The organism is Microbacterium sp. R86528 (assembly GCF_044596335.1).
Taxonomy (GTDB): domain Bacteria; phylum Actinomycetota; class Actinomycetes; order Actinomycetales; family Microbacteriaceae; genus Microbacterium; species Microbacterium marmarense.
Genome location: NZ_CP138996.1, coordinates 2,536,754 through 2,563,120, shown reverse-complemented (window position 1 = coordinate 2,563,120; position 26,367 = coordinate 2,536,754). Strand labels below are relative to the sequence as shown.

General features: G+C 63.0%; 26 protein-coding genes. 10 read left to right on the top strand and 16 right to left on the bottom strand.

Features of this window, described 5'->3' with window-relative positions; genetic code table 11:
* Positions 1-89 precede the first annotated feature (89 nt).
* From SJY18_RS11800 to SJY18_RS11775, 6 genes are all read right to left on the bottom strand, one after another.
* On the bottom strand, positions 90-380 hold the full coding sequence (locus SJY18_RS11800; protein WP_337337248.1) for a DUF1905 domain-containing protein: 291 nt from the start codon (positions 378-380) through the stop codon (positions 90-92).
* Positions 381-470: 90 nt separating this feature from the next.
* A complete protein-coding gene (locus SJY18_RS11795; RefSeq protein WP_396667727.1) occupies positions 471-2,108 on the bottom strand; it encodes an MFS transporter in 1,638 nt (545 codons plus the stop codon).
* Between the two features lie 49 nt (positions 2,109-2,157).
* Positions 2,158-3,147, bottom strand: coding sequence for an SRPBCC domain-containing protein (locus tag SJY18_RS11790; RefSeq protein WP_396667726.1), 990 nt, complete (start codon positions 3,145-3,147; stop codon positions 2,158-2,160).
* A 27-nt stretch (positions 3,148-3,174) separates the two neighbouring features.
* Positions 3,175-3,525, bottom strand: a complete 351-nt coding sequence (locus SJY18_RS11785; RefSeq protein ID WP_337337245.1) for a metalloregulator ArsR/SmtB family transcription factor — start codon at positions 3,523-3,525, stop codon at positions 3,175-3,177.
* 293 nt (positions 3,526-3,818) lie between these two features.
* The gene (locus tag SJY18_RS11780; RefSeq protein WP_396667725.1) at positions 3,819-4,496 is read right to left on the bottom strand and encodes a response regulator; all 678 of its coding nucleotides are present in this window, start codon (positions 4,494-4,496) and stop codon (positions 3,819-3,821) included.
* Positions 4,493-5,692, bottom strand: coding sequence for a sensor histidine kinase (locus SJY18_RS11775; protein WP_396667724.1), 1,200 nt, complete (start codon positions 5,690-5,692; stop codon positions 4,493-4,495). Before SJY18_RS11775 ends, SJY18_RS11780 begins: the two co-directional genes overlap by 4 nt.
* A 162-nt stretch (positions 5,693-5,854) precedes the next feature.
* On the opposite strand from SJY18_RS11775, the gene SJY18_RS11770 reads away from it, so the two are divergent.
* The 3 genes from SJY18_RS11770 to SJY18_RS11760 are packed head-to-tail and all read left to right on the top strand — an operon-like array spanning position 5,855 to position 8,067.
* Positions 5,855-6,553 (top strand): ABC transporter ATP-binding protein, encoded by a 699-nt coding sequence (locus tag SJY18_RS11770; RefSeq protein WP_396667723.1) that lies wholly within the window; start codon positions 5,855-5,857, stop codon positions 6,551-6,553.
* On the top strand, positions 6,550-7,851 hold the full coding sequence (locus SJY18_RS11765) for an ABC transporter permease (RefSeq protein WP_396667722.1): 1,302 nt from the start codon (positions 6,550-6,552) through the stop codon (positions 7,849-7,851). Before SJY18_RS11770 ends, SJY18_RS11765 begins: the two co-directional genes overlap by 4 nt.
* A 39-nt stretch (positions 7,852-7,890) precedes the next feature.
* Positions 7,891-8,067: a hypothetical protein gene (locus SJY18_RS11760; protein WP_396667721.1), complete on the top strand. Its 177-nt coding sequence runs from the start codon at positions 7,891-7,893 to the stop codon at positions 8,065-8,067.
* A 135-nt stretch (positions 8,068-8,202) separates the two neighbouring features.
* On the opposite strand, the gene SJY18_RS11755 is transcribed toward SJY18_RS11760, so the two are convergent.
* From SJY18_RS11755 to SJY18_RS11740, 4 genes are read right to left on the bottom strand one after another with little or no spacing between them, the layout of a single operon-like run.
* Entirely contained in the window at positions 8,203-9,231 is a 1,029-nt protein-coding gene (locus tag SJY18_RS11755) for an ABC transporter ATP-binding protein (protein ID WP_396667720.1), read from the bottom strand.
* On the bottom strand, positions 9,228-10,022 hold the full coding sequence (locus SJY18_RS11750) for an ABC transporter permease (protein WP_396667719.1): 795 nt from the start codon (positions 10,020-10,022) through the stop codon (positions 9,228-9,230). Before SJY18_RS11750 ends, SJY18_RS11755 begins: the two co-directional genes overlap by 4 nt.
* Positions 10,019-10,834: an ABC transporter permease subunit gene (locus SJY18_RS11745; RefSeq protein ID WP_396667718.1), complete on the bottom strand. Its 816-nt coding sequence runs from the start codon at positions 10,832-10,834 to the stop codon at positions 10,019-10,021. The genes SJY18_RS11750 and SJY18_RS11745 overlap by 4 nt, the downstream gene beginning before the upstream one ends.
* A gap of 17 nt (positions 10,835-10,851) precedes the next feature.
* Entirely contained in the window at positions 10,852-12,111 is a 1,260-nt protein-coding gene (locus tag SJY18_RS11740) for an ABC transporter substrate-binding protein (protein WP_396667717.1), read from the bottom strand.
* A 114-nt stretch (positions 12,112-12,225) separates the two neighbouring features.
* On the opposite strand from SJY18_RS11740, the gene SJY18_RS11735 reads away from it, so the two are divergent.
* Together SJY18_RS11735 and SJY18_RS11730 are read left to right on the top strand one after the other, a co-directional pair.
* Complete coding sequence (locus SJY18_RS11735; protein WP_396667716.1) at positions 12,226-12,939, top strand: TVP38/TMEM64 family protein; 714 nt, start codon at positions 12,226-12,228, stop codon at positions 12,937-12,939.
* The gene (locus SJY18_RS11730; protein ID WP_396667715.1) at positions 12,936-13,556 is read left to right on the top strand and encodes a CDP-alcohol phosphatidyltransferase family protein; all 621 of its coding nucleotides are present in this window, start codon (positions 12,936-12,938) and stop codon (positions 13,554-13,556) included. Before SJY18_RS11735 ends, SJY18_RS11730 begins: the two co-directional genes overlap by 4 nt.
* Here SJY18_RS11730 and SJY18_RS11725 read toward each other — a convergent pair.
* Positions 13,553-14,989: a dihydrolipoyl dehydrogenase family protein gene (locus SJY18_RS11725; RefSeq protein ID WP_396667714.1), complete on the bottom strand. Its 1,437-nt coding sequence runs from the start codon at positions 14,987-14,989 to the stop codon at positions 13,553-13,555. The two genes, SJY18_RS11730 and SJY18_RS11725, sit on opposite strands and share 4 nt — an antisense overlap.
* 116 nt (positions 14,990-15,105) lie before the next feature.
* On the opposite strand from SJY18_RS11725, the gene SJY18_RS11720 reads away from it, so the two are divergent.
* Positions 15,106-15,837, top strand: coding sequence for a flavodoxin family protein (locus SJY18_RS11720; protein WP_396667713.1), 732 nt, complete (start codon positions 15,106-15,108; stop codon positions 15,835-15,837).
* A gap of 18 nt (positions 15,838-15,855) precedes the next feature.
* Positions 15,856-16,668 carry a Crp/Fnr family transcriptional regulator gene (locus SJY18_RS11715; protein ID WP_396667712.1) on the top strand — a complete coding sequence of 271 codons (813 nt, stop codon included), beginning with the start codon at positions 15,856-15,858 and terminating at the stop codon, positions 16,666-16,668.
* 149 nt (positions 16,669-16,817) lie between these two features.
* Here SJY18_RS11715 and SJY18_RS11710 read toward each other — a convergent pair whose 3' ends face one another.
* Positions 16,818-17,618 (bottom strand): SDR family NAD(P)-dependent oxidoreductase, encoded by an 801-nt coding sequence (locus tag SJY18_RS11710; RefSeq protein WP_396667711.1) that lies wholly within the window; start codon positions 17,616-17,618, stop codon positions 16,818-16,820.
* 143 nt (positions 17,619-17,761) lie between these two features.
* On the opposite strand from SJY18_RS11710, the gene SJY18_RS11705 reads away from it, so the two are divergent.
* The gene (locus tag SJY18_RS11705; RefSeq protein WP_396667710.1) at positions 17,762-18,367 is read left to right on the top strand and encodes a TetR/AcrR family transcriptional regulator; all 606 of its coding nucleotides are present in this window, start codon (positions 17,762-17,764) and stop codon (positions 18,365-18,367) included.
* 324 nt (positions 18,368-18,691) lie between these two features.
* The gene (locus SJY18_RS11700) at positions 18,692-19,615 is read left to right on the top strand and encodes a hypothetical protein (protein ID WP_396667709.1); all 924 of its coding nucleotides are present in this window, start codon (positions 18,692-18,694) and stop codon (positions 19,613-19,615) included.
* 5 nt (positions 19,616-19,620) lie between these two features.
* On the opposite strand, the gene SJY18_RS11695 is transcribed toward SJY18_RS11700, so the two are convergent.
* A complete protein-coding gene (locus tag SJY18_RS11695; RefSeq protein ID WP_396667708.1) occupies positions 19,621-20,709 on the bottom strand; it encodes an LLM class F420-dependent oxidoreductase in 1,089 nt (362 codons plus the stop codon).
* Positions 20,710-20,846: 137 nt separating this feature from the next.
* On the opposite strand from SJY18_RS11695, the gene SJY18_RS11690 reads away from it, so the two are divergent.
* Positions 20,847-22,823, top strand: a complete 1,977-nt coding sequence (locus tag SJY18_RS11690) for a BCCT family transporter (RefSeq protein ID WP_396667707.1) — start codon at positions 20,847-20,849, stop codon at positions 22,821-22,823.
* Between the two features lie 256 nt (positions 22,824-23,079).
* Here the strand turns inward: SJY18_RS11690 and SJY18_RS11685 are convergent, their stop codons facing one another.
* Genes SJY18_RS11685 through SJY18_RS11675 form a run of 3 tightly spaced genes read right to left on the bottom strand, consistent with a single transcriptional unit; the run spans position 23,080 to position 26,364 of the window.
* The gene (locus SJY18_RS11685) at positions 23,080-24,156 is read right to left on the bottom strand and encodes a HupE/UreJ family protein (RefSeq protein WP_337337217.1); all 1,077 of its coding nucleotides are present in this window, start codon (positions 24,154-24,156) and stop codon (positions 23,080-23,082) included.
* Positions 24,157-24,201: 45 nt separating this feature from the next.
* Entirely contained in the window at positions 24,202-25,272 is a 1,071-nt protein-coding gene (locus SJY18_RS11680; protein ID WP_396667706.1) for a YHYH protein, read from the bottom strand.
* Between the two features lie 33 nt (positions 25,273-25,305).
* Positions 25,306-26,364: a YHYH protein gene (locus SJY18_RS11675; RefSeq protein WP_337337215.1), complete on the bottom strand. Its 1,059-nt coding sequence runs from the start codon at positions 26,362-26,364 to the stop codon at positions 25,306-25,308.
* Between the last annotated feature and the right edge of the window lie 3 nt (positions 26,365-26,367).

The following is a 26,367-nucleotide window of genomic DNA, read 5'->3' as shown; positions in this document are numbered from 1 at the left end:
CTCCGCGACCACGGTACTCAGCGCCGCAAGCGCGATGCGAGGGGGTTGACAGCTCGACGAGATCGCCTACACATGAGCCGCGCAGGACGTCAGCTCAGACGTCTTTCGAGCCGCACAGTGACCGAGTCGCCAACGTCTTTGCCGAGCTGTTTGCGCACCTTGGCATTGAGCGAGAGCATGTGTCCACCCGTGCCGGTGACCATCAGCCCCACATTCTTCAACGTCACCTCGTCGACGACGGCATCTACTCGCACGGCCTTGCCGGTGCCAAAGAAGTCGCGCGAGCCCGGCATCTCCACACACGCCCACGTCTCACCCTTGACTTCCACTCCGATGGCGGCGGTGAAGGTGTGATCAAGCGGCTGAGGGTCGATTGCCATGCGACAAGGATTTCGGCTGTCACCCCATGCCGCAACCCTTATTTCGGTTGACTATCCCGCTTGGCTATCGCGCTTGGCTATCCCGCTTGGCTATTGCGCTTGGCGGGCTGCGACCCGCAACCGAATCGCACCAACGAACCCGAGCAGCAGGAACGCAGAGGCCACGAGCAGCGACCAGCGCGTGCCGTCCGCGAAGCCGGTGGCGAGAGCGTCGACAGCCGCCGCTGTCTGGTCACCGAGTGCGCTTGCGCTGCCCTCGGCACGCAGTTGAGTGATTGTTGTTCCCGCAGATTGCCGTGTCGTCTCGGCGAGAGTGTCGGCAGCATCGCCCGTGATCCCCGCGTCCGACAGTGCGGCCGGCAGGGTGAGCGCCAGCGAGACCGAAAGCGCGGCGCCCGCAAACGCCGTGCCGAGCGCCGAGCCAACTTGGCGCACAGTGCTCTGCGTGGCGGAGCCCTGACCAGATACTTCCACGGGAACATCTCGCAGCACAGTGCCGGTCAGCTGCGCCGAGGCGAGGCCGAGCCCCAGCCCGTAGACCACGAGCGGCATCGCCACGAGCCAGCCAGGAGTCGCGCCGTGAATGAGCAGCGCCAGCACCACGACGCCGAGCAGCTCGAGAGCAAGCCCGATCAGGACTGTGCCCGGTGAACCGAATCGCGCAGCGAGGTGTCGGGCTGAAGCGCCCGAGAAGAAAGCGCCAATCGCCATCGCGGCGAGCACCAGCCCCGCACCGAATACGTCAAGCCCAAGCGCGTTGATCAGATACAGCGGCAACACGAAGATGATCGCGAACTCGCCCACGGCGACCATGGCGGCGGTGAGGTTGCCCCATGAGAATGTCGGCAATTTGAAGAGGTTGAGGTCGAGCAAGGCTGACCGGCGAACCTTTTCGCGGTGCCGCTCCCACACAACGAAGAGCGTCAACGAGACAGCAGCAACGGCCAGCGTGATCGGGATGATCGAGATCGGAGCCGTTGACGGCCAAACCCAGCCGAAGATCGTCAATTCGCTGGTGGGCGTCCACCACCCCAGGTCGGGTCCCTCGATCACGCTGAACACGAGCGCGCCGAACCCTATGCCGCTGAGCAGCGCACCGTCGACGTCGGCGCCCGGTCGCCCCTTGGCGCCGCGAGATTCGGGAACGGTCAGCCATGCACCCACGAACACCAGCAGGCCGAGCGGCACGTTCACAATGAAGATCCAGTGCCACGAAGCCCACTGTGTGAGCGCACCGCCGGCTAGCGGTCCAATCGCCGCGGCTCCCGAAATCACGGCACCCCAGACCCCGAAAGCTGCCGCGCGGTAGCGGCCGCGGAACATCGCGTTCACACTCGACAGCGTCGCCGGCATAATCATCGCCGCCCCCACCGCCTGCACCGCTCGTGCGCCGATCAGGGTGCCGGCTGCATCCGATGCGGCCGCCATGATGCTGCCCGCCACGAAGATAACGATGCCCACGAGAAACAGCAGCTTGCGGCCCCACCGGTCGGCAAGCCGTCCCGTCGAAAGCAGCAACGCTGCCAGAATGACGGCGTAGAGGCTGTTCACCCATTGGGCGTCGGTGAGGTCGAGATTCAGGTCGCTGATGATGTCGGGAAGCGCGACGCCCACGATCGTGCCATCGAGAACGATGAGGCCGAGTCCGGTCGACAACACCGCTAGCGCTAGCCACTCGCGACGGGTGGGAGCGGGGGCGGTGTCAGGCACGGAAGCTGGTGAACTCACCCTGCCATGATGGCGCAACCGGGCACCGTGGCCCCCTCCCCCCGCGGCGCTATAGCGAAATCAGTTCGGATTCCAACCGCGCGTAGCTTGTCTCCATGCCGTCTGTCATGCCTGTGGCCAGCACGATGTCTCGCACTTCAGAGCTCGGGTACGTGATCAGCAGGCTCAACAGCGTTCCGCCGCTGACCGGGGTGAGCGTCATCTCGTTGATCGTGCCAGGGCCGTCCATGCCGATCATTCGTTCAGTCGTCACCTCTCGGTGTGGGGCATCTGATTCGAGTACCTCACCTTCGAAGCCGAAGCCCTCGGCGCCAGCGGCCGCTCCGTCCGCGATCGGGGCCCACTCATAGCGGTAGCCGTCGCCGACCTGTTCCGCGAGATCGCAGACCGTCATCGCCCAGCCGTCAGGGCCAAGCAGCCACCTCTTCATGAGCGAAGCATCGTGGTGGGCACGCCAGACCTGCTCGACGCTGCCCCGGATCACACGGGAGACGCGAACATGAATGTCGTCGAGAATCTGCGCGTCGGCGCCGCGCTCGCTCGCGAACGATGACAGGTCGGCCAGCACTGCGTCGATCTGACCCATCGCCTGGCGCATGCCTTCTTCCATGCCCATCTCGATCATCTGCTCAAGGCCCTCGAGTGAGGGGAAATGGGTGGTTGTGGTGAGGCGAGACCCAGCATCCATTGATTCAAAAGTGAAGGTCATGCGCACGGCGGGCATCTCGGCGTTCTCGGTGCCGTCGTCGCTTGCAAAGCCGTCACGCACCTGAAAGCTGTGGCCGGGATCGACGGCGAGAAACTCCCAGAAGCCGCTGGAGCGCTCACCATCGGGACCGGTCATCGTGTAGTGCGAGCGCCCGCCCGGATGCACATCGTGACGGTAGAACGTGGCCGGCCACGTGGGCGGACCCCAGAAGCGCTCTATCTGGCGAGGGTCGGTGTAAGCGTTCCAGAGCCGCTCGACCGGGGCAGTGAATTCGGCGATCACGACCATGGTGAGCGCTTCGGTGTCTTTGTGAACGGAGGTAATCGGCATGATCAGGCCTTTCGAGGTGTGGAGGATTCAGTTCGTACGAGGTGGTGCGTCGGCGAGCAACGCGTCGAGGCGGTCGATGCGCGATCGCCAGATCTGCTCATAGCGGTCAAGCAGCAGCTGTGCGCGGCGAATCGCCTCGGGGTTGCCGCGCACCTTGCGTTCGCGGCCGTGTGCATGCTTCGTCACCAGACCGGCTCCCTCGAGTACTGCGACGTGCTTCTGCACTGCCGCGAACGACATGTCGTAGGAGGTAGCGAGCTCTGATACCGACGCTTCGCCCTGCAAGGTGCGCCGGACGATGTCTCGCCTCGTCGCATCGGCGAGCGCCCGAAAGATCCGGTCCACCTCGTCGTCGCTGAGTTCTAATTGTGCAACCATTTGGTTGTACGTTACGCTCGCGGGGTTGAGGTGTCAACCCGTTTCTTGTCGGACTCGTCCGCGCGCATTTGTCGGCGAGACATGAGCTGGTGCGCGAAACATGGCGCCCGCGGGCCTGTTTCGCGCACGAACTCATGTCTCGCGAGATGGTGGCGGCGATGAGGGGCGGATGCTGCGCGAAGCGCGGCGCTCGCGGAGACGGACGCGAATGGAGCACAAAGCGAGGCGGAAGCGCTACGAGCCGGACGCGGAGGCGCTCGGCGGAGGCGCTCGGCGGAGGCGCTCGCAACGCGCTACGAGCCTGGCGCGAGCAGGCCCGTCTCGTACGCGAGGATCACGAGCTGCGCGCGGTCGTGCGCGTACACCTTGCTCATGATGCGGTTGACGTGCGTCTTAGCGGTATGCGGCGAGATAACCAGCACATCGGCGATCTCTTGATTCGAAAGGCCTCGCGCGACCAGCAACAGAACTTCGCGCTCGCGATCAGTGAGGTGGGCGAGCGCGGCAGGAGCCACGTTCGACGCACCGCCAGCCTCGGCGTCAGCGGGAAGGACGAACTTGGTGATCAGGCTGCGCGTCGCAGCGGGCGAAAGCAATGACTCACCCGCGTGCACGGCGCGCACTGCGTGCACGATGTCATGCGGCTCGGCACCTTTGCCGATGAAACCACTCGCGCCCGCGCGCAATGCAGCCACCACGTACTCGTCTTCTTCGAAGGTGGTGAGAATAAGCACCTTGGTCGCACGTAGTTCAGGGTGCGCGCAGATGGCCGAGGTCGCAGCAATGCCGTCTTTACGCGGCATCCGAATATCCATGACAATCACGTCGGGTCTCATGCTCAGAGCCGCCTCGACTGCCTGCTCGCCATCGCCCGCGCTCCCCACAACGTGAACGCCGTCGACTTGGCCCAAGATGTCTGCCACGGCTTGACGGATCAACGTTTGGTCGTCGACCACGAGCACCCTGATCATCTTGTGAGCTCTCTTGCGTCGGTGACGAGCGGAAAGTCTGCAGCCAGGCGCCAACCGCCAGCCACAGGACCGGTCTCTACCGTGCCATGCACCGCCGCTACGCGTTCGCGCAGCCCTACCAGGCCGAGCCCCGAGCCCGTTGCCTCGTCGTCGTTGCCGTTGCGTCGCTCGAGTGATGCGACGGGGTTCGTGATCACGACTGAGAGTGCATTGCCGGTCACCTCGATGAGCAAATGGGCGCGATGTTCAGCACCATGCTTGAGCGCATTCGTCAGCCCCTCTTGCGCAACGCGGTAGGCGACGAGATCGACAGCGGTCGGCACTGCAGCAAGGTCGCCGTCGACACGAACGGTAATCGCCAATCCCGCGTCGGCGAATGGGCGATGCAGTTCTGCGAGGCGACTCAGCCCTGGCTGTGGACTCGCGTCACGGGGCTCATCCGTGCGCAGCACCTCGAGCAGGTCGCCGATCTCGCCCAGAACGGTGCGCGCGGCGGTGCGAATAGTACCGAGCGCCGCCTCTGCCTTCTCGGGGTGATTTGACATGGTGGCTGACGCCACACCCGCGTTCAGGCTGATCACGGCGATCTGGTGCGCCATGACGTCATGCAGATCGCGCGCGATGTTCACCCGTTCTTCGGCGACGCGGCGCTTCGCCTCAGCTTCTTTCGTCGCTTCTGCGCGCTCCGCACGCTCAACCATCGCTTGAACGAACTCGCGCCGTGAACGAGTAGCGTCGCCCGCTGCCGCGGCGAATGCCACCGTGATCACAACCTGGAACACGCGCGGGTCGACGACCCCGGCTGCAGGGTCGAAGAGCGCGATCAGCGCGATCGCGATCACCGTCAGTACACCGACAAGCAACGTCATGCGCCTGGTCGAGCGGTTCGCCACTCCGAACGTCGCGATAGCGATAGCAATCACGATGCCCGCTGCAGGGACGCTCCAGAAGACCGCGATCGGATACAGCAACAGGCAGGCCACCAGCACGACTTTCGGCCGACGGCGACGCAGCGGCAATAGCGCAAGGGGAACAATCGCCACGGCGTATGCCCACATGTTCGTCACCGCAGCGCCGTCCATGGAGATGAACGGGGCCGCGGCGATGAACAGTCCGGCGACGACGTCACCTACCCACAGCGGCACGCGTCGCGTTATGCGCGCCGGGTCGGGCCGTCTCGTTTCGGGCTGCGTCATGCTCCCAGTGTGGCGTGCGGCCACCGCACACGCGTCACCCACGCGCGGCATCGCATGTACTGCGACTGCGGTACACGCAGTGTCTGCGACGGGAGGATGCTCACCGACAGCCGAAAGGCGAAGCTTGGTGCAAGCCAGCAGCATCCGAACAAATGGAGCAATATGACCACGCCGATTCTTTCGGTCAAGGACGTACACAAGTCCTATGGCCGTGGACAGAACCGATTCAATGCGCTCAAGGGGGTGAGTCTCGACATCGTCAAAGGCGAGAGCATCGCGATCGTCGGCAAGAGCGGATCAGGAAAGTCCACTTTGATGCACGTGTTGGCGCTGTTGGATGCAGCGTCGGCAGGATCGGTCGAACTCGACGGCGTCGACACCGCCTCGCTGCAGGGCCGAAAGCTCAACCGCACGCGCAACAAGACCTTCGGGTTTGTGTTTCAGCAGTTCTTTCTCACCGGAAACCAGACCGTCCTCGAGAACGTGATCCTGCCCTTGAAGATTGCCGGGGTCGGACGAGCAGAACGCAAACGGCGCGGACTAGCGGCGCTGGTGCAACTGGACCTCGACGACAAGGCGAAGAACAAGGCGGTGAACCTCTCTGGCGGACAGAAGCAACGAACCGTCATTGCTCGAGCACTCGTCAACAATCCGCAGATCATCTTCGCCGATGAGCCCACGGGAAACCTCGACTCTGCTACCGGGACGGTTGTCGAAGACATTCTCTTCACTCTGAACCGCGAAAATGGCATCACCCTCATCGTGGTCACCCACGACGAAGATCTGGCCAGTCGATGCGATCGGCGCATTCTCATTCGTGACGGCGAGATCGTCGAAGATTCCGCGGCGGTGGCAGCATGAGAACGTCAGACCTCGTCGGCTCAGCTGCCGCGAACACCTTCCGCTCAAAGACTCGCACGCTGCTCACGATTCTCGCCATCTTCATCGGCGCCTTCGCCCTCACCCTCACCAGCGGCCTGGGCACAGGCATCAACGCCTACATCGACGACACCGTCACTTCGATCGGCGCGACCGATGTGATGACGGCGACCAAACCGGCAGACAGCGCAGGCGGAGTCCCAGGTTCAGACACCGGGCCCGTTGAATACGACCCCGACGTCGTTTCTACCGGCATCCCCGGCGCTTCGGTCGTGGCTCTCACTCCCGACGATCTCGATGCACTAGCTGACATCGAAGGCGTGTTAGAGGTCGAGCCGACCCGCTCGATCTCACCCGACTACATCGAGGGTGCAAACGGAGACCAGTTCGTGGCGGGCGTAGGCACGCTCATTCCCGGCATGACCGTTCAGCTCGAAGCCGGCACCGTTCCCGACGACGACGCCACAGAGTTCGAAGCTGTGCTGCCGTTGTCGTACGTCGAACCAATGGGCTTCGACGACGGTGAATCCGCCCTAGGCGAGAGCATCACCATCGCGCTCACCGACGCGGAACGCACCACCCACCTCATCGAAGCCACAGTGGTCGGAGTGGCTGAAGAAGCACTCGCTGGCCCCACGGGCGAAAGCGTGCTGCCCAACGAAGCTCTGACGGACGCGCTGTTCGAGGCGCAGACCACCGGTCTTCCCGACGACGAGGTTGAGCGTTACCTGCAGGCAAGCGTCTGGTTCGACCCCAACGCTACCGACGAGGAGATCACCGAACTGAAGGACCTCCTGGCCGAAGAGGGATACAACGGCACCACCGTCGCAGATCAGCTCGGTGCCTTCACCACCATCATCGACGGCATCGTGCTCGTTCTCAACGCTTTTGCGATCATCGCTCTGCTAGCCGCGAGCTTTGGCATTGTGAACACCCTGTTCATGTCAGTGCAGGAGCGCACGCGCGAGATCGGGTTGATGAAGGCGATGGGCATGGGCAGCGGCCGCGTGTTCACGCTGTTCAGCCTCGAAGCGACGTTCATCGGCTTCTTGGGCAGCGCGATCGGGGTGGGCATTGCAATGCTCGTTGGCACTGCTGCGAGCAATGCCCTGTCAACGACGTTGCTCTCGAACCTGCCGGGCCTGACGCTCATCGCGTTCGATCCGATCTCGGTCACCGTGATCGTTCTGATCGTGATGCTCATCGCCTTCTTGGCTGGCACCCTGCCCGCAGCGAAGGCTGCGCGCGCCGACCCCGTGGAGTCGCTGCGCTACGAGTAGCTTCCGACGCCGCGCAGCCCGGCCTCGAGACATGAGTACGTGCGCGAGACATGGCCCCCAAAGCCCTGTCTCGCGCACGGCATCATGTTTCGGGCGCGAGCAGGTTTCGACGGGGCCCTCCTCGTCACCGAAGTGGCGGTCGTGGTGTTGCTCGTCGGCGTCGTGGTGACCACCATCTCGGCAGTTTCGCTCGGTAGACGGCATCCGGAGAGCTGACACAGGCATCTCGGATGCCATCACCGGCGCCATCACCCGCGAGACATGCGTTCGTGCACGAAACATGGCGCCCGCGAGACTGTCTCACGCACGAAGTCATGTCTCGCCGAATCGTGGGGTTCCGTGGCGAGCGAGTTAGATGCGCACGACGGATGCTGCGCCGGGTGCGAATCTGAAACGCACCACATCTCCGGGTCGCGCTGTGTCGCCCGGCGGAAGATCAGCAACCAGCTCTGCAGATTGACACGCGATGGTAGCTTCACGACGCGCGCCCTTGCGGGCCACGTGAGCGATCACGCCCGAGAACTCCGCCGAATCGGCGATTTGCACGCACTCTTGCCTGATGACCAGCAGCCCTTCGCCGTCCGGCGAATCGGCGTCTACGACAACGGACCCCAGCGCGGATCGGTGCGTTCCATCGGCAACAACCCCAGCAATTGCCGTGCGCCCACCCATGAACTGCGCGACCGCGAGAGACGTCGGACGGTGATAGATGCGATCAACGGTGTCGTGCTGCAACACTTGGCCGTCGGCAAGAACGACGATTCGCTCGGCCAAAGCGGCAGCCTCATCAGCGTCATGAGTCACCACCACCATCGTCGGTGGCAGCTCAGTTCTCAGCTCTGCCAGAAGAGCATGCATGTCGGCACGCAGTGCGGGGTCTAGCGCGCTGAACGGCTCATCGAGCAGCAGAATCGACGGTCGGGCGGCCATGGTTCGGGCGATCGCGACACGCTGCTGCTGCCCCCCGGAGAGCGAAGAAACCGAGCGTGAGCTGTACTCACCCAACTGCACGAGGTCGAGGTATGGTTGCGCGTTGTGCCGGGCTTCGCTGCGCGATCGTCCGGCAGCACGCAACGCAAATGCCACGTTGTCAAGCACCGAAAGGTGCGGAAACAGCAGTGCCCGCTGAAACACCATGCCGATGCCACGGCGTTCTGGCACAACTCCGGCGACATCTCTGCCGCCGATAAGAACAGCGCCCGCCGTGGGCTCATCGAGTCCAGCGACGATGCGAAGCAAGGTGCTCTTGCCCGAACCGCTCCGCCCCAATATGGCGGTGCGTGCGCCCGCTGCAAATTCGAGATCGACGTGGTTCAAGGCAAGATTCTCAGCCGAGCCGAAACGCTTGCTGACGCCGGCCAATGTGATGGCCGCGCTCATCGTGCCGCCTCCTTTCGCGAACGCCCTTGAACAATGATCGATAGCAGCACAATCGGTGGCACGACGGCCGCGAGTGCGAGCACCGCCACCATGGCATCATTTCCTATTCCGGATGCTGCCGCCGCCGTGATCAGCGGAAGCGTGACGATCTGGCCGCCCCCGATGATCACCGTGACCACGTAGTCACTCCACCCGACGAGAAACGCCAGGAAAGCTGATCTCGCCAGGGCTGACGAAAGCAACGGGAAGTGAACGTGCCACAGCACGTGTGAGCGCGATGCGCCGAGAATTCGAGCCTCTTCTTCATAGCCGATGTCGTGAGCGGCGTAGGCAGCCCGCATCGAGAACGTTGTGTATGGAATTGCCATCACCACGAGAACCCACACCACACCCACCAGCGCGGGAACGTGCGCCCGCAAGAACAGCACGTTGATGCCTAGCGCGGCCGCGAAAGGTGGCAGCAGCACCGGAGCGAACAGAAGCGCGGTCAATAGCCGCGGGAACGGCGCCCACCCGTAGACCAGCCCCCGTGCCGCAAGCGCGCCGATCGGCGTCGCAATGACAGCGACCACCAACCCCAAGACGATCGAACGCGCAAACGCTTCACCGCCACCTTGCGCAACAGCTGAGGTCAGCCCGTCTAACCCCCACTCAGTAGGGAAGCGTGCCGGGTACGACCAGCGATCTGCGAAGGCCCAGAGCACCAGCGGCACAAAGGGCAACGTGAACCACACCACGAGCAGCGCTGCCACCGCTCGTCTCAGCCAGCGAGTCGACGCAGATGCGGTCATCGCCACACCGCCGATCTGCGCAGCAGCGCGAACGCAATCCCGCCGGCTACGGCTGCCAGCGCCACTGCGGTCAGCGCCACCGCCGCAGCTTCGTCTCGTGCCGCAAGATTGGCGTCGTTATAGAGGCGGACCGCCATCACCGACAACGGTTCGGGGTACGTGCGCCCGAGAAGCCACGCCACCTCATATGAGCCCAGCGTGTAGACGAAGGTAATGGCACCCGAAATGATGAGTGCCGGTGTGGCCAACGGCAACCACACCAAGCGCAGACGCGTGCGCCGCCCTGCCCCGAGCAGTGCGGCAGTTTCGTCGAAGTCAGCGACGCGGGTGATCAGCGTGCCCGCAACAACCAGCGCCACGAACGCGGACTCTTTCCACGCGTACTCAATGATGACGGCGCCCCACCACGGACCCCCAACAAACGAAGGCCACGCTTCGGTCGGGATAGAAAGCGCTCTGGCGAGCACTCCTGAATCAGCGAGTAGCAGCCCAATGGCGGCCGCACCGATGAGGTGGGGAACGGTGACTGTCACCGCTCCTGCAGCGACAACTACCTTCGACGACCAACTCCCACTCGTAATCAGAAGCGCAGCGGCGCCACCCACCAAAATGGCAATCAGAGTGGATGCTGCGGCAATGCCGAGCGATACGGCGGCTGATTGCGGCAAATCGCCAGCGGCGTTGCTATAGGCCTCAACGCTCAGTGCGGCGGTTCCGACGAGCGGCATCAGACCAAGACTCTGCAACAGCATTGAGACCAGGCCGCCCAATACGACGAATGCTGTGGGGGCGGCAACGGCCACCACCAGCATCCATGGCCCTAACCTCTTCACCTGCTCGCGGCGACCTGGGTGCGCCAGCCCTCATCGATGGCTCGCACCCAATCCGCCTCAAGCTCCGGGTTCGCAGAAACCGAGAGTTCTTCAAACGACGGCACGACAGGTGAGGCCGGCAAGCTGTCGAACTCGCCGCGCTCGTCGTCGGTCAATGCGTCGTAGTCGAGCACGGTGAATTGGCCCCAGGTCGCCGGGTCTGCCTTCGCCACCTGTTGATCGACGCTGAGAGCGAGGTTGGCTACCACCATGGCGCCAGCGGCGTCGGCGGCGTTGGCGGGGATGGCGAGAAAGCTTGCGTTGCCGAGGGTTCCTTCTTCGAGCGTGAGCACTTTTGTGCCTGCCGGGTAGGTGCCGTCGGCCACCAACTTGGTGAGCGTTGCGGGGCCGTAGGTCATCGTGAAATCCACTTCACCATCTGCGTACAGGCTGTTGAGCTGTTCTGAGTCTGCGGGATACGTATCGCCGCCGCGCCAGAGCGAAGGCGCGATCTCTTCGAGTGCGGCATACAGCGCGGGAGAGAGCGTGTTGAAAGTCTCATCGCTGTACTCGGACGCGACCTCGTCATGGCCCCCAGCGGTGCTGTAGAGCACCTGTCGCAAGAAAGCAGAGCCCGTAAAGTCTGGCGGCGCGGGGTACGTGAACCGCCCGGGGTTGGCATCGATCCACTCGAGCAGTTCAGCCATCGTCGAGGGTGGATCGTCGACGGCATCCGAATCGTAGGCAAAAGTGAACTGTGCTTTGTTCCAAGGTGCTTCGCAGCCGTTGACCGGCGCTCCGAAGTCTTCGGTGAGGAGGGGGTCGGATGCAGAGACTTTCGCCATATTCGGCAGCAGTGGCGTCCACTCACACAACCACGCCCCTGCCTGCGACCCGGTAAGAAAATTGTCACCGTTCACCCAGATCAAATCGACGGACCCATCGTCTGACCGTCCCGCCTGCAGTTCCGTCAGCACACGATTGAGGGCGTCGGCGGTGTCGGCGATCGGGACCCGTCGCAGAGTCACGCCTTCTGCTGCCGCCGCGGGCGCGAGCACAGTGTCGACGTAGTTGTTGCCCTGTTCGTCACCGCCCCACATCCACAAGTCGACGCTCTGGCCTTCGGCGTCGCTCGCGACAGCGCTCCAATCCGAGAACGCGGTCGCGGTCGTGGGCGGGGAGGGCGCTGAACACGCGGTGAGAGCAAGAAGGCTCGTCATGCCCAATGCGGCACCCAATATGAGCGAGCGCCGCCGAGGAAAGGGGGGACGCGGCACAGCGAAGCTCCTTGGGTCAAAGGCGGGTGTGAGCAAGGCTAGTTGCCAACGTCACCATCGGAAGGTGATCTATGACACAGACGGATCTCTGGTATGCGACCTAGCATGTCTAAAATGCGGGTCTCGAAAATCAGCGCCAGATGGCGCATTGTCATATTTGCCGCATTCCTCGCCACTGTTGTTGCGATTGGCCTGCTCGTGCCACTGCCGAGCGTCGAAGAGATCAGGGCTGTGGCTGACGCTGGCGGGATCTGGGTGCCGATCGTGTTCGCGATTGTCTACGCCTTCGCAACCCTCACCCCCATTCCCAGCAGCGTAATGAGTATCGCGGCTGGACTCGTGTGGGGACTCGGGGTGGGTTTCCTAGCGGTATATGTTGGCGCGCTCGGCGGCGCGATGATCGCCTTCACCGCCAGCCGCGTGCTCGGACGCGAATCGATCGAGCGAATCACTGGTGCGCGGGTCGCGGCAGTCGATGATCTGCTGCGCAGTCGCGGGATGGCCACGGTGATCGGAATGCGTCTAGTGCCGTTGTTTCCGTTCGCCGTGCTCAACTACACCGCAGGGCTCACGAGCGTGCGCCGTCGCGACTACGCCCTCGGCACGATGATTGGCATCGTGCCGGGAACGCTCGCCTATGTCGCCGTCGGCGCATACGGGTTCAGCCTCGAGTGGCCGTTTTTCATCGCAATGGCTTTCCTCGGAATCCTCACGATCGGTGGCGCTGTCCTCGCCGTGCGCATCCGCTCACGTTCGCGGGCGACCGCGGCGAACATCGACTCAGAAACTTCAGCTGACTCCCCCACCGCCACCGGTTCTGCGGAATGATCGATTCTCAGCTGCGGCGGGCGCTGCAGCGGCCACTGGAGTGGGGCGCACGGGCGATCGATGTGACGTGGGTTACACCGAACCGCCTTACCTTGGCCGGGATGCTGCTCGGGCTCACAAGCGCGGCACTCGCGGCTTTCCAACTGTGGATCCCGGCGCTTGTCGTTTGGTTGCTGTCACGGATTCTTGATGGGCTCGACGGGACGTTGGCCCGTCGCCGTTCGAAGCACGGCTCCGCCAGCGAAGTGGGAGGGTTCCTCGACATCGTCGCCGACTTCGTTTCCTACGGCGCGAGCGTCGTCGGCGTCGCCATCGGAGCGGCCGCCGCCTTCGATGCGCCGTGGTGGCCATTCCTCTTGGTGCTGTTCGCCTACTACCTCAACGGCACAACTTTCCTGGCGTTCTCGTCGATCGCTGAACGTACCGGCCGGCGCATCGACGATGGACGATCGCTGTCTTTCCTCGGGCGGATCGCCGAGGGGGCCGAGACCATCTTCGTCCACAGTTTGTGGTTGATCTTGCCGTGGTTTGCATGGCAAATCGCGCTGGTGTGGGCGGCCGTGGTGTTCGCCAGCGCTGTGCAACGCGTTGTGCTCGCGGTACGAATTCTGCGCTAGCGAACGCGGAGCGCTCGCAGTCGGCGCAGCGCCTGAACCGCGACGGCAAACGCGCCTCGGCGCAACCGGTACCGCACATCTGCGACCGCGGTGTTCCACAACGGGTCATTGAACGTCGGATACGGGTGGATCACTCCCGCCAGCACGCTGGTTGACAGATTGGCCTTCATCGCAAGGGCCAACTCTCCCATCGTTTCGCCGGCGCGAGGGCCGACGATGGTGCCGCCGAGAATCTTCCCTCGACGGTCGACGACGATGCGGGCGAACCCTGCGGTGTTGTTCTCTGCAATCGCACGGTCGGAATGTTCGTGGTGCCAGGTCACAACCCGATGGCGCCCGGCTGTCGCATCAGCGCTTTGGAGGCCGACGGCGGCAACCTCGGGTGCGGTGAATGTGACGCGTGGCACGACGCGCGTCTCCGCCTTTCGGCGCAGTCCCAAGATGGCGTTGGTGGCCGCCACACTCCCATTGACTCCGGCAGTGTGAGTGAACTGCGCCAACCCGGTGATGTCGCCTGCCGACCAGATTCTGGGGTTTGTGGTGCGAAGGCTGTCATCGACTTCGACGTATCCCTTTGCATCACGATCGACGCCCGCAAGCTCAAGACCGAGCGAGTCGGCTTGCGGAGTTCTACCAAGCGCCGCGACGATCGCATCGAACGCAACCTCAGCACCGTCATCCAAGGTGACGACACCAGACTGTCCATCGGTCGAGCGAACGGCCACTGCCGAACGCCCGGTGAGCACGGTCACGCCGTCGTCGGTCATGGCCCGATGAACGATCTCGCTGGCTTCTTCGTCTTCTTTGGGGAGCAGCCGTGAGCCTCGGTGAACGATCGTCACCTGAGACCCCAGTCGCGCCATGGCTTGACCAAGCTCACTGCCGATCGCGCCCCCGCCCAGCACAACGAGGCGCGGCGGGAGGGCGGCGAGGTCCCAGAAGTCCTCGCTCGTGCGCATTTGCACTGTTTCGGCGCCTTCGATGTTGGGCAGAACGGGAGAGCTGCCTGTGGCGACAACGGCCTGACGAAAGGTCACCTGCTGACCGTTCACATCCAGCGTTTTTGCCGATGTGAAGCGAGCATCGCCGATCATGACCGAAACGTTCTCGGCTTCAAGCGCTTCAGGGGAATCCACAGGGGCGATGGTCGTGCTCGCTCGCGTCACCGACGACATTGCGCGCTCAAAATCAGATTGCGCAAGTTCAGGGTCTAAAGGCCCGCTGCGCCCCGCGCGGCGGGCCGCATCGACGTCGTGCGCGACCGCGATCAGCGTCTTTGAAGGGACGCAGCCCATCCAGAGGCAATCGCCACCGAGACGATCACGCTCGATCAGAAGAACCTTCGCGCCGAACCCTGCCGCTGTCTTGCTCGCGACCAGTCCGGCACTGCCGCCGCCCACGACAACAAGATCCCACGTGCCAGATTTCTGCATCCGATTCCCTTCACTGCTTACGCACTGACGTGCTGTAACTGTCTAACAGGGCGAAGCCTTCTGCTCTGTAACCGACAACACAGATAAGAGCTTTCGTGCGGCGTAGCATCGGCCCCATGAGCGCTACACAAGAACCATCCGCCGAATATTCCGACCTACGGGCAGTGTTCATCAACTGCACTCTGAAAAAGAGCCCCGATCAGAGCCATACGCAGGGCTTGATGGATCGAAGCATCGCGCTGATGCGCGCGCAAGGTGTCGACGTTGACAACATCCGCTTGATTGATCACGACGTGGCCACAGGCGTTTACCCAGACATGCGCGAGCACGGTTGGGCTAAAGACGCGTGGCCCGACGAGATCTGGCCAAAGATCGACGCCGCAGACATCCTCGTGGTTGGCGGTCCGCTGTGGCTTGGCGACAACGCCTCGACGACCAGACAACTCATCGAACGGCTCTATGCCATGAGCGGGCTGTTCAACGACAAAGGTCAGTATGTCTACTACGGAAAAGTCGGCGGCACGCTAATTACAGGCAATGAAGACGGTGTCAAGCACGCCGCTATGTCGACTCTGTACAGCCTGCAGCACATTGGTTTCACCATTCCCCCGGCGGCAGATGCCGGCTGGATCGGCGAAGTGGGCCCGGGGCCCAGCTACCTCGACCCCGGCTCGGGCGGTCCCGAGAACGACTTCACCAATCGCAACACCACATTCATGACGTGGAATCTGCTTCACCTTGCACGCATGTTGAAAGACGCCGGCGGCATACGCGCGTACGGCAACCTTCGCGAGGCGTGGAACGATGGCGAACGCTTCGGCTTCGACGCCAACCCGGAGTATCGCTAAGCGGTAGCGACCACGCTCATGAGCGGATTGTCAGGTGGTGGGCACATGATTGGTCAGTGCGCTGCCAACGTGGTGGCCGCACCGCTCTCGGGTCAACGCCCGTGGGCCCCCACTCAGCGAGAGAGCAACCCCTTGGTACTTGCCAACGATGAGCCGTTCAACTGCTTGAGCGCCGTCGAACTCTTTGCCGACCTTTCGCCAGATGAACTCGCTGCGATTGATCGGATGGCACCGTCTCGCACCTATCGCACGGGCGAACTCGTCTTCAGCCAGAGCCAACCGGTTCATGCGCTATTCGTGTTGCAATCTGGGCGCGTTCGCGTCTTTCGCGTCGCCGAAGACGGCAAAGCACTCACGATGGCGATACTTGAGCCCGGCGCTGTATTCGGCGAAATGATGCTGGTCGGCCAGCGCATGTACGACAACTATGCCGAAGCGATCGAAGAGACTCTGCTGTGCGAGCTGAGCGTCACAGATGTGGAACAGCATTTGCTCTCAGACCCGCGCATCGCGATTCGCATCTCTCGGCACCTCGGCGAGCAGGTTGCGCGCCTCGAAGAGCGCCTCACCGATCTCGCGCTGCGTCCGTTGCTGGCTCGTCTAGCGAGCACGCTCGTGCGTTTGGGTGAGCCGCAACGCCGTTCACGGACGGGCCACGTCACGATCAGGCTGACCCACGAACAGCTCGCGGGGTTGCTCGGCACCACCCGAGAGTCGACCAGCAAGGCGATGTCTGATCTCGCTTCGCGCGGCCTCATCAGGCAATCGAGGGGGCGCATCGTGTTGCTCGATGTGCCGGCGATGACCGCGCTGTCTACAGCGACTGCCTAAGCGGCGCCTACAGCGCGGTCAGCCACCGTTGGTCGCCATAGCGCGATCAGCCGCCGTCGGGCCACAGTTGGGCGCCACCGCGCGGTCAGCCACCGTCGGACGCCACCGCGGGGTCAGCCGCCGCTCGCGCGACGGGCACCCATCAGTTCTCAGATGCTGCGGTGATCCTGCACAGCAGCTTCCATGTCAGCGAGTCCAGGCACGATCATCGCGTCGACGGCCAAGGAGTCCGTCGCGTTGAGTTGCTGCATACCTCGAGCAGACTCCGGCGTGGCGTTGATCTCATACTCGCCAGCGGCGAGGGCTGCCATTAGCGTTCCCACCACATCGGCGACCGACGCAGTTTCCCAACCCGCGTTGTTAGTGGTCATCATCGCCGTGTCCGTTGCGCCCGGGTACAAAGTGGCGACGTGCACGCCAGTGCCATGAAGCTCACGGCGCAGCGATTCGCCAAAGGCAGCAAGCCCAGACTTGGCCGCTGCGTAGACGGCGTAGAAAGGCATAGCGACGAGGGCGATCGAGCTTGAGACGTTCACGATGACACTGCCGTCTGCCGCACCGCTCGCGCGCAACTGAGGCAGAAGCGCCCGTGTCAGCAGGATCGGCGCGCTGAGGTCAAGATCCAGCATCGCGCGCACGTCATTCTCGCTTGAGTTCTCGAGACGACCGGCACGCACGTTGCCGGCGTTGTTGACCAGCAAGTTCACGGCGTCCCACGAGGCAACAGCCTGAGCGACCGCATTGACACCGTCTGCAGTACTGAGGTCTTGGGCAAGAATCTCTGCGCGGCCGCCCGCAGCCTTGACGAGCTGTGCGGTCTCATTCAACGTCTGTTCGCGACGGCCCACGAGAAGCAGGTGTGCGCCCTCGGCCGCAAACTTGAGAGCAATTTCTCGACCGATTCCTTGGCCTGCGCCGGTGATGATTCCGCGACGGTTGCGAAGTTCCATGGTGATCCTCTTTCTCTCGACTGGTACGAGCAGGCACACGCCAACGCCGCACAAGATGTATTCGGTACCGAACGGTAACATAGTTCAACCAGCTTTACTACCGAGCGGTTTCAAATTCGTCTGCATCGGCGTAGAGTGTCGCCATGAGCGCGATAGCCAGCACCTCCGTCGGCCGGCCGCGCCTCTTCAACGAAGAGCGCGTGCTGGCTGAGCTCACCGCGCTCTTCTGGCGCAAGGGCTATTCCCAAACCACGATGAGCGACATCGTCGAGTCCAGCGGAATGCACAAACCGAGCCTCTATCGCACCTTCGGCAGCAAAGAAGAACTGTTCGCAATCGTGCTGCGCCGCTACCTCGCGGAGCGGATGCAGATGTTCTCCCAACTCATCGCCGAATCCGGCAGCGGCATCAGTGCGGCTCACAAGTTCCTGACCCTGTTTGAGATCGATGCCGTGTCAGAGCGTGGTCGCGATGGATGCCTGATGGTGATGGCTTCGAACGAGCTGCGCGGCACGCTGCCCGGCTATGACTTCGCATCCGACTACCGACAGCAGATGCGTCAACAGCTGTCGACGCTTGTCGCAGCGGCGTGGCCCGGCGGCGAAAGCGAGGCCGAGTTCGCACGGGCGCGCACTGATGTGCTCACGACCTACCTCCTTGGACTCCACGTCGTGATGCGCTCGGGCGCCAGCGCGGAAGAGATCCACGAGTACGTGCAGGCGATGCACCTCACCGTCGACGCCTGGTAGCGACTCGCGAGTACCGCGGTGATGCGCACCGCACGCGCTGGCGCAACCGACTTTCCCCCAAACATGACCTCGTGCGCGAGACGAGCTGTCGTGCGGCCTGTTTCGTGCGCGAAGTCATGTTTCGCGGAAGTGGGTCAGCCGCGTTCTCACGCTTTTACCAGCGCTCACAAGGGGTTCGTCCAGAGCGAGCGCCCAGACTCGTTCACTTGCGCTCACCCGACTACGCAACTGCCGCGGAGTTCGGCACCGAGTCCCCTCAGAAAGAACGCCTCCCCCATGCTCTTCCCCCAGCCCGCTCGCACTGAAAACCCTTCACTGCGAAGCATGACCGCCACTCGCTCCGCCGCCTTCGGGCTGAGCCTCTCGCTGCTGATCGCCGCCGGTATCGCCACGGCTACCCCGGCGAGCGCGCAGACTCTCAATCCGGCATCGCCGGTTGCCGCGCTCACCGAAGCGAGCGAAGACGCGCAAACCCTCGACGACATCTCTGCCCAGGCGCGGACCGCCCTCGATGCAGCCAACGCCGCGCTGACAGCGGCTGCAGCGGTCGCCGGCGACATTGCGGCATCCGAGCTCGAACTCGACGACACCTCGATCGACACAACGGCGCTTCGCGACTACATCGAGAAGTTCGATGGGCTCGAGGTAATGCCGTTGCTGATTCTTCCTGGGCTCACTGCTGACACCGTTGCTGAGACCGAACTCGTGCAGGCGCGCGCCGACGAGCTGAGCGGAGAACTAGCAGACGCCGAGGCGAAAAAGGCCGCCGAAGAAGCTGCCGCGGCTGCCAAGAAGACGGCAGAAGAAGCCGCCGCGAAGGCAGCGGCTGAACAGCAGGCCGCCGAAGAAGCCGCCGCGGAAGCTGAGGCCGCGGCAGCCGAGGAGTCGGCTGAACAAGCCACGGGCACTGGCGCCGCCGTTGCGTCTACCGGTTCGAACTCCGCTGGCGATGCGCAAGCGTACGCACAGGAGCTGGGCGCCTCGCAGTACGGATGGGGCGCCGACCAGTTCTCATGCCTCGTGTCGCTGTGGAACCGCGAATCGGGCTGGAACTACCAGGCCTACAACGCCAGCAGTGGGGCGTTCGGCATTCCGCAGTCGCTGCCCGGCAGCAAGATGGCGAGCGCCGGTGCGGATTGGCAAACGAACGCAGCGACTCAGGTTGCGTGGGGCCTCGGGTATATCTCGGCGGCCTACGGCACGCCTTGTGGTGCATGGTCGCACTCTGAGTCTGTCGGCTGGTACTGATCTAGCTAGTCGCGCACCAGATCAAGCAGCGACGTGACATCGTTCAGCCGCTGCTCGGGGGTGTCGGCGACGGGTGCAAGCAGCAGGGTGGTCACCCCAGCGGCTTCGAACGCCGCAATGCGGCGCTTCAACTCCTCACCGTCGCCGAAGAGCGCAACGCCATAGAGCAGTTCGTCTGGCACGGCCGCGATCGCCTCGGCTTGACGCCCCGAGAGGTAGAGCTCTTGGATCTCGGCCGCTTCAGCCTCGTAGCCGTAGCGCACCGCAATGTCGTTGTAGAAGTTTTTGCCTTTCGCACCCATGCCGCCGATGTAGAGCGCCAGCTGCGCACGCACGGCCATCAGCGCCTTCGGCGACGGGTCACCGAAGGCGAAGAACACTTGCACCTGAATCTGGAGCGTGCCGAGCTGCGGGTCGCGACGCGACAACCCCTGCTCCAGCGATTCGCCCCAGACGCGGTCAGCTCGGTTGGGGTCGTAGAAGATGGGCTGCCACCCCTCAGCGATCTCTGCGACTTGAGCAACGCTCTTGCTGCCGAGCGCCGCGATCGAAATGGGGATGTTCGTTCGCTCCGGCGTATTGATGAGCTTCAGCGGCTTTCCCATGCCGGTGCCGCCCTGTTCCCGCGACAGCGGCACAGAATAGTGTCGACCGTCGTGAACCACCGGGTCGCGGCGCCACACCTGACGGCAGATGTCGACGATCTCGCGAGTGCGACCCAGCGGCGCGTCGTACTTCACCCCGTGAAAGCCTTCAATCACTTGGGGTCCCGAAGCGCCAAGCCCCAGAGTGAAGCCCCCTCCGGCGAGCGAGTCCAGGCTCGCTGCGGTCATCGCGGTGAGGCTTGGCGTGCGGGTATAGAGCTGGAAGATGTTGGACATCAAGCCGATGCGCGTGGTCTTGGCTGCCAGATAGCCCAACCGGCTGACGGCATCGAATGAATACGCCTCAGCGACCGCGATCGTGTCAAGGCCGGCAGCCTCGTACGTTTCCACTGCGTCCGCTATCTCATGAATGTCGCTCGAGTAGTTCTGAATGAGTCCGAAGTGCATCGTGTTGCCTTCCATCGAGGGCCCGCCGCATTGCTGTGCCATCGGGAACGATACCGGAACGATGTGAGCCCTCTTTTGGGGCATTCACAGCGTTCTGTAAGGTAGAGCGAACGATTCACGACGAATGAAACGAACTAGTCGTAGTCCCGCCAAGTGGGACACGCAGAGGAGACACGTCGATGACCGCACCAAGTGGCTCTGATACGCCTAAAAAGGCAGACCCCAAGAAGATCCTCAAAGAGGTGACTCACCCCGCACTGATTCCGGGAATCGGCGTCGAAGACACCCCCCGACAGTTCAGCACCAACTGGGCGGTATTCGGAATCGCTGGCGTCATGGTGCTGGGCGTTGTGATCTGGGGCTTCGCCGCTCCCGACAGCATCAGCGCCGTTGGGTCGGCATCCCTGACCTGGGTGACGACGAACTTCGGCTGGCTGTTCTCAACACTCGCCATGGTGACCATCGTGTTCATGTTCATCGTCGGTTACGGCCGTACGGGTGGCATCCGCCTCGGCGCCGATAATGAGGCGCCCGAGTTCTCCACCGTCTCGTGGATTGCGATGCTGTTCTCGGCGGGCATGGGCATCGGCCTCATCTTCTGGGGGTCGGCAGAGCCGCTGTTCTACTTCAACAATGTGCCGCCCGGCTTCGACGCGGAACCGGGCTCTGAAGGAGCAATGCTCGACGCGCTCTCGCAGTCGATCCTGCACTGGGGCCCGCTGGCATGGGCCTTCTATGCGCTCGTCGGCGGCGCGATCGCCTATGCCGCCTACCGACGCGGACGTCGCCCGCTCATCTCGGCGATCTTCCAGCCGATCTTCGGTGAGAAGACCGACGGACCGCTGGGCGCAGCAATCGATGTGTTCGCGATCATCGTGACGCTGTTCGGTACCGGCGTCACGCTCGGCATGGGAACGCTTCAGATCGCCAGCGGCGTGGAGTTCGTGACCGGGGCCGGACCGCTCGGCAACAGCGCAATCATCATCATCATCACGGTGCTGACCGCCGCATTCGTCGTGTCTGCTGTCTCGGGAATCAAGCGAGGCATTCGCGCGCTGTCGAACATCAACATGGTGCTTGCCGGCGTGATCGGCCTGTTCGTGTTCATCATGGGCCCGACGCTGTTCTTGCTGAACATCATTCCCGCGAGCGTGCCGGCCTTCATCAACGATCTGTGGATGATGCTCATGCGCAACCCTGCGCAGGGTGAAGACGCGGCCGCCTTCATGTCGAGCTGGACGAACTACTACTGGGCTTGGTGGATCTCGTGGACGCCTTTCGTCGGCATGTTCATCGCCAAGATCTCACGCGGTCGCACCCTGCGACAGTTCGTGACCGTCGTGATCATTGTGCCGTCGGCCGTGTGTATCGTCTGGTTCGGCATCATGGGCGGCACCGCAATGCTGATGGAGCTGCAGGGGTTGGGCATCAGCGAAGCCGGCGGCTCACAGGCCGTGCTGTTCGCCATGCTATCGAACCTGCCGTTCGGTGGTGTCGTTTCCGTCATCGCCATGATCTCGATCGTGCTGTTCTTCGTAACGTCGGCTGACTCGGCTGCCATCGTGATGGGCTCGATGAGCCAGCGAGGCAAGCCGGAGCCTTCGACGTGGGTGACCATCACCTGGGGTCTCTTGCTCGGCGCAGCAGCGCTCGCTCTCCTCTTGGCAGGCGGCGAGACTGCACTGTCTGGATTGCAATCGATCATGGTCGTGACGGCACTGCCGTTCGCCATTATCGTCATCGGCATCATGTTCGCGTGGGGCCGAGAACTGCAGACCGACCCGTATATGTTGCGCCGTCGCTATGCGAGGGCCGCGATCGCTCAGGGTGTTCGCCTCGGTATTGCAGAGCACGGCGATGACTTCGTCTTCGGCTCGACCGAAGTGGGCGCCGACGAGGGCGCGGGAGCCGGATTCGATTCCGAAGACCCGGCACTCACCGAGTGGTACGACACCGCAACCGGTCAAATTGCAGTGGTCACTGCCGACGACGTGCGCCGCACGCTGGAGCCGGGCCGTATTGAGCCCAAGGGCCCAGAGAACCCGCGTCACACAGCGTCGGGTGATGCATCGCTAACGGTTGGCGAAAACCGACGCGCAGAGCGCGAGCAGCGTAAGCGCGAGAAGAACGAGCAGAGCGAGAAAGACAAAGAGTAAGCAATAACAAGTCCGGGTGAAGTGCGCCGCATCAAGCGTGCTTCACCCGGACTTCTTGCTGTCCTAGCCGCCTGGGCCGCCTGGGCAGCCTGGGCACGTGGGCAGCCAGGGCCGCCTGAACGCTTGAACGCTTGAACGCCTGAACGCCTGAACGCCTGAACGCCTGGGCAGACGAACGCGTGGGCACGTGGGCATCTGAGCACCTGGCCATCCGAACGTCCGTCCACGTGGCGATACCAGGCCCCCAGACCTCGCGTCACACCGGCAGAACGCGTGTGACCGTCCAATAGAGGCCGACCAAACCGACTGCGACGCAGACCGCAATTCGCACATACTCAAGCTGTCGGGGCAAGAGCCAGCCCAGAAGCGCGTAAACCGCGAGCACGATTGCCACAACCGCCAGTTGCGCGACGTCAATGCCGAGGTTGAACATCAGCAGCGCCACAATGTGGTTTTGGGTCGCGAGGCCCAACCGTGCCAGGCTCGACGCGAAGCCGAGCCCGTGCACGAGCCCGATCACACCGGCGATCCACCACGGATGCTTGCCCAGCCTGCCCAGCGCGGCGAGCGCTGCGACGGCCACGATCGATAGCGCAATCGCGGGCTCAACTATCTCGGCGGGCACCGGAAAGATCTCAAAATACGCCAAACACAGGCTGATCGCGTGTCCCACGGTGAACGCCGTCACAAGCTTCACCACCCGCCACATGGTTGAACGATCGACGCGCGCGCCAACCACGCCCAGTGCAAGCACAATCAGGAACAGCGCGTGGTCAAGGCCCAGCCGAATGTGCTCAATACCTTGGAAGAAGAAGGATGCTGCGGTCGCCCACCCATCAAGGGTGAAGGTCACGGCACCGTCATCGCTCAAGTGCCCGATAACCAGCTCGTCGTTTTGCGAAACCACGACACTGTTGGTCGGTGAGGTGAACTGCCACACGACCTCAAGTTGCGCAACATCTTCGTCGCCAAACTCTGCCGTAGCGAACGCAAGTCCGATGTACTCAGAAGCAACGACCGACTCGTCTGCGCCGAGCCCAGCACCAATGATCTCGACCGCACCACCGTTGACGGTGAGCTCGACGTTGTCTTTGACAATCGATACCAGGTTCTCGGCAAGCGCTGACTGCTGCGCGCCGATCTCTGACTGATCGATCAGCCCGTCACCAGACGTGTCTTCGAGGCCCACGTCTTCGAACGCGACGAGTCCCGTTCCAACGATTCTTCCGTCCTCGACGGCGAGCGTGAGGGCGATGGTTCCATCGTGCGCTGCCGCAGGAGAGGCGATCGTGAGGAGCCCCAGGAGCATCGCCACACCGATCAGTACCGACACACCACGGCTTCTCGTCGTGGGCTCAGTATGAAACGAATTCACCTATCAGCCGTTCCCACCGGGAGGCCCGCCGCCGTCGTCGGGGCCGCCGCCTTCGCCGTCAGGTAACGCGATGTTGTCGCCGTCAGGACTCGACAGCTTGCCGTCGGCTGCCGCACCAACCCGGCACAGCGGCAGGTTGGGCGAGTCATACGACAGGTGATAGTGGTACACCTCACCGAACTCATCCGTGTCTGAGACGTGTCCGCCACAGGCATCGAGATCGCTCGGCACCGCACCGTCTTCTTCTGGCCCATAGATGACGTAGCCATCAAACGCGAGTCCGATCGAGGCCTCTACTTCTTGGGTGACGTCGCAGATGAGGCCGGTGTCGGCGTCATCGAGGTTCGTCTGGATCGACTCAGCACCGAAATGCCAGTGGTAGTAGCCGCTCGGGTCAATATGTCCGCCACACGCGTCCAACGCGGGTAGACCACCACGGTCTGCGACAGAGGGCGCATCACCAAAGATCGTGACACCGTCGAACGCAAGCCCGATCTGCGAGATCTCAGTGAGGTCTACCGGCTCATCAAGCAGCTCCGGCGCCGTAGGAATCAACACTTGCAGGTGGTACGAGCCATCGGGGGTCGCTTCCAAGCAAGAGTTCTCAGTTGCAGTCTCTGAGGGCGCGGCAGGGTCAGAGATCGAGATGTTGCCATCAGCATCCACGAAGTCATAGCCTTGCGCCGACATCATGTCCCAGTACTCGCTGTCGAGTGCGTAAAGTCCGGGATTATCTCCGTCCCAGACCCAGATCCCGCCAATGTCACTGGTGGTCGCTGGGCAGTACGGTCCGTCTGTTTCGACCGTGGACGGCAGGCTCGCGACCTCGAACTGGTAGCACGTCGTGTCGGTGCCGTTTTCGAGCGTGCAGTCGACGGTGGTGGCTTCACTGGTGAGGGCGTCATCGCCAAACATGCTGATCAGCTCGACCTGCGTGGACTCAGGAGTCTCAACCGTGACGGACTCGGAGTCCGAGGTCTGCGTCGAAGCATCCGTATTCTCGGCTGCACACGACGCCAATAGCAACGCCGAACAGGCAATCGGAACGAGCAGAAGTTTTGAAGAAAGCTTCATTGTTGATCCTTGGGTTGCAATCAGGCGTCAGCGCTAGTCGTTGGGTCCACCGGCGGGCGGCCCGCCAGCGCCCTCTTCGTTAGCGACTACCTGACCGACAAAGCACTCGATGACGAGATTCTCTTCGATGGCATTGGCGTGGTAGTGATACCCCTCGGCCTCGGTGGTATGCCCGTTGCATTCGTCCAACTCAACGGACTCGAGCTGCTCTTCGGTGTAGGGGCTGAAGACCGGGTAACCATCCATGGCATAGCCGAACTGTCCGGTTTCGTCTTCGCTGGCGGACTCGACTTCTGAGCATCCGGCCGCACCATGCAGGTGATAGCCCTCAAATGGGTTGTAGTGTCCGCCGCAGTCGTCGAACGCGGCGATCGTGTACGCGCCGAGGATTGCGTCGACTGGAGCCGACAACGCAATCACGACGCCATCAAGGGTCACCCCGAGGTTGCCCTGCGTTGACGACGCTGCGGACGCGGCGACGGGTTCCGCCGGGATCGTCACGGTCGTTTCGATAGGCTCGCTGTTGTCGAGAAAGTCGATGCTGCCCTCGATGCAGTAGTTCTGGTATTCCGGATCGACGTCGGGCCGAGCGGCTGCCTCGAAGGCCTCGATAGTTTCGGTTACATACACGTTGCCGTCTTCGTCATACATCTGCCAGCCGCTGCCGTACAGATCTGCAAGACCAGCGATGAACTCGCCATCGAGATCGTAAACGTCTTCCCCATCGAACCAGATACCCGCATCGTCAGCACTCGTTGTGATGGTGTCTGGACAGAATGGGCCGGTCTCATAGGTGCTCGGGTAGCCCGAGATCGTGAACTCGTAGCACGTGGTTTCGGTGCCTTCGCTGAGGGTGCAGTCAACTAGCTCAGGCTCGCCGACGATCGCGTCGTCGGCGAAGAGCGTGAGGTCAATGCCGGTCGGAGCGACAACGGTTTCGGTGGCAGTGTCGCTTGCTTCTGACGTGGCAGACGACGACGAAGAGGCTTCTTCTTCGCTCGCCGCACATGAAGCAGCAAGAAGTGCCACAGTGGCCGCAAGACCTGCGACGAGGAGTGTGCGGGAGACCCGGCGTGAGCGAGAGAGCATCATGCC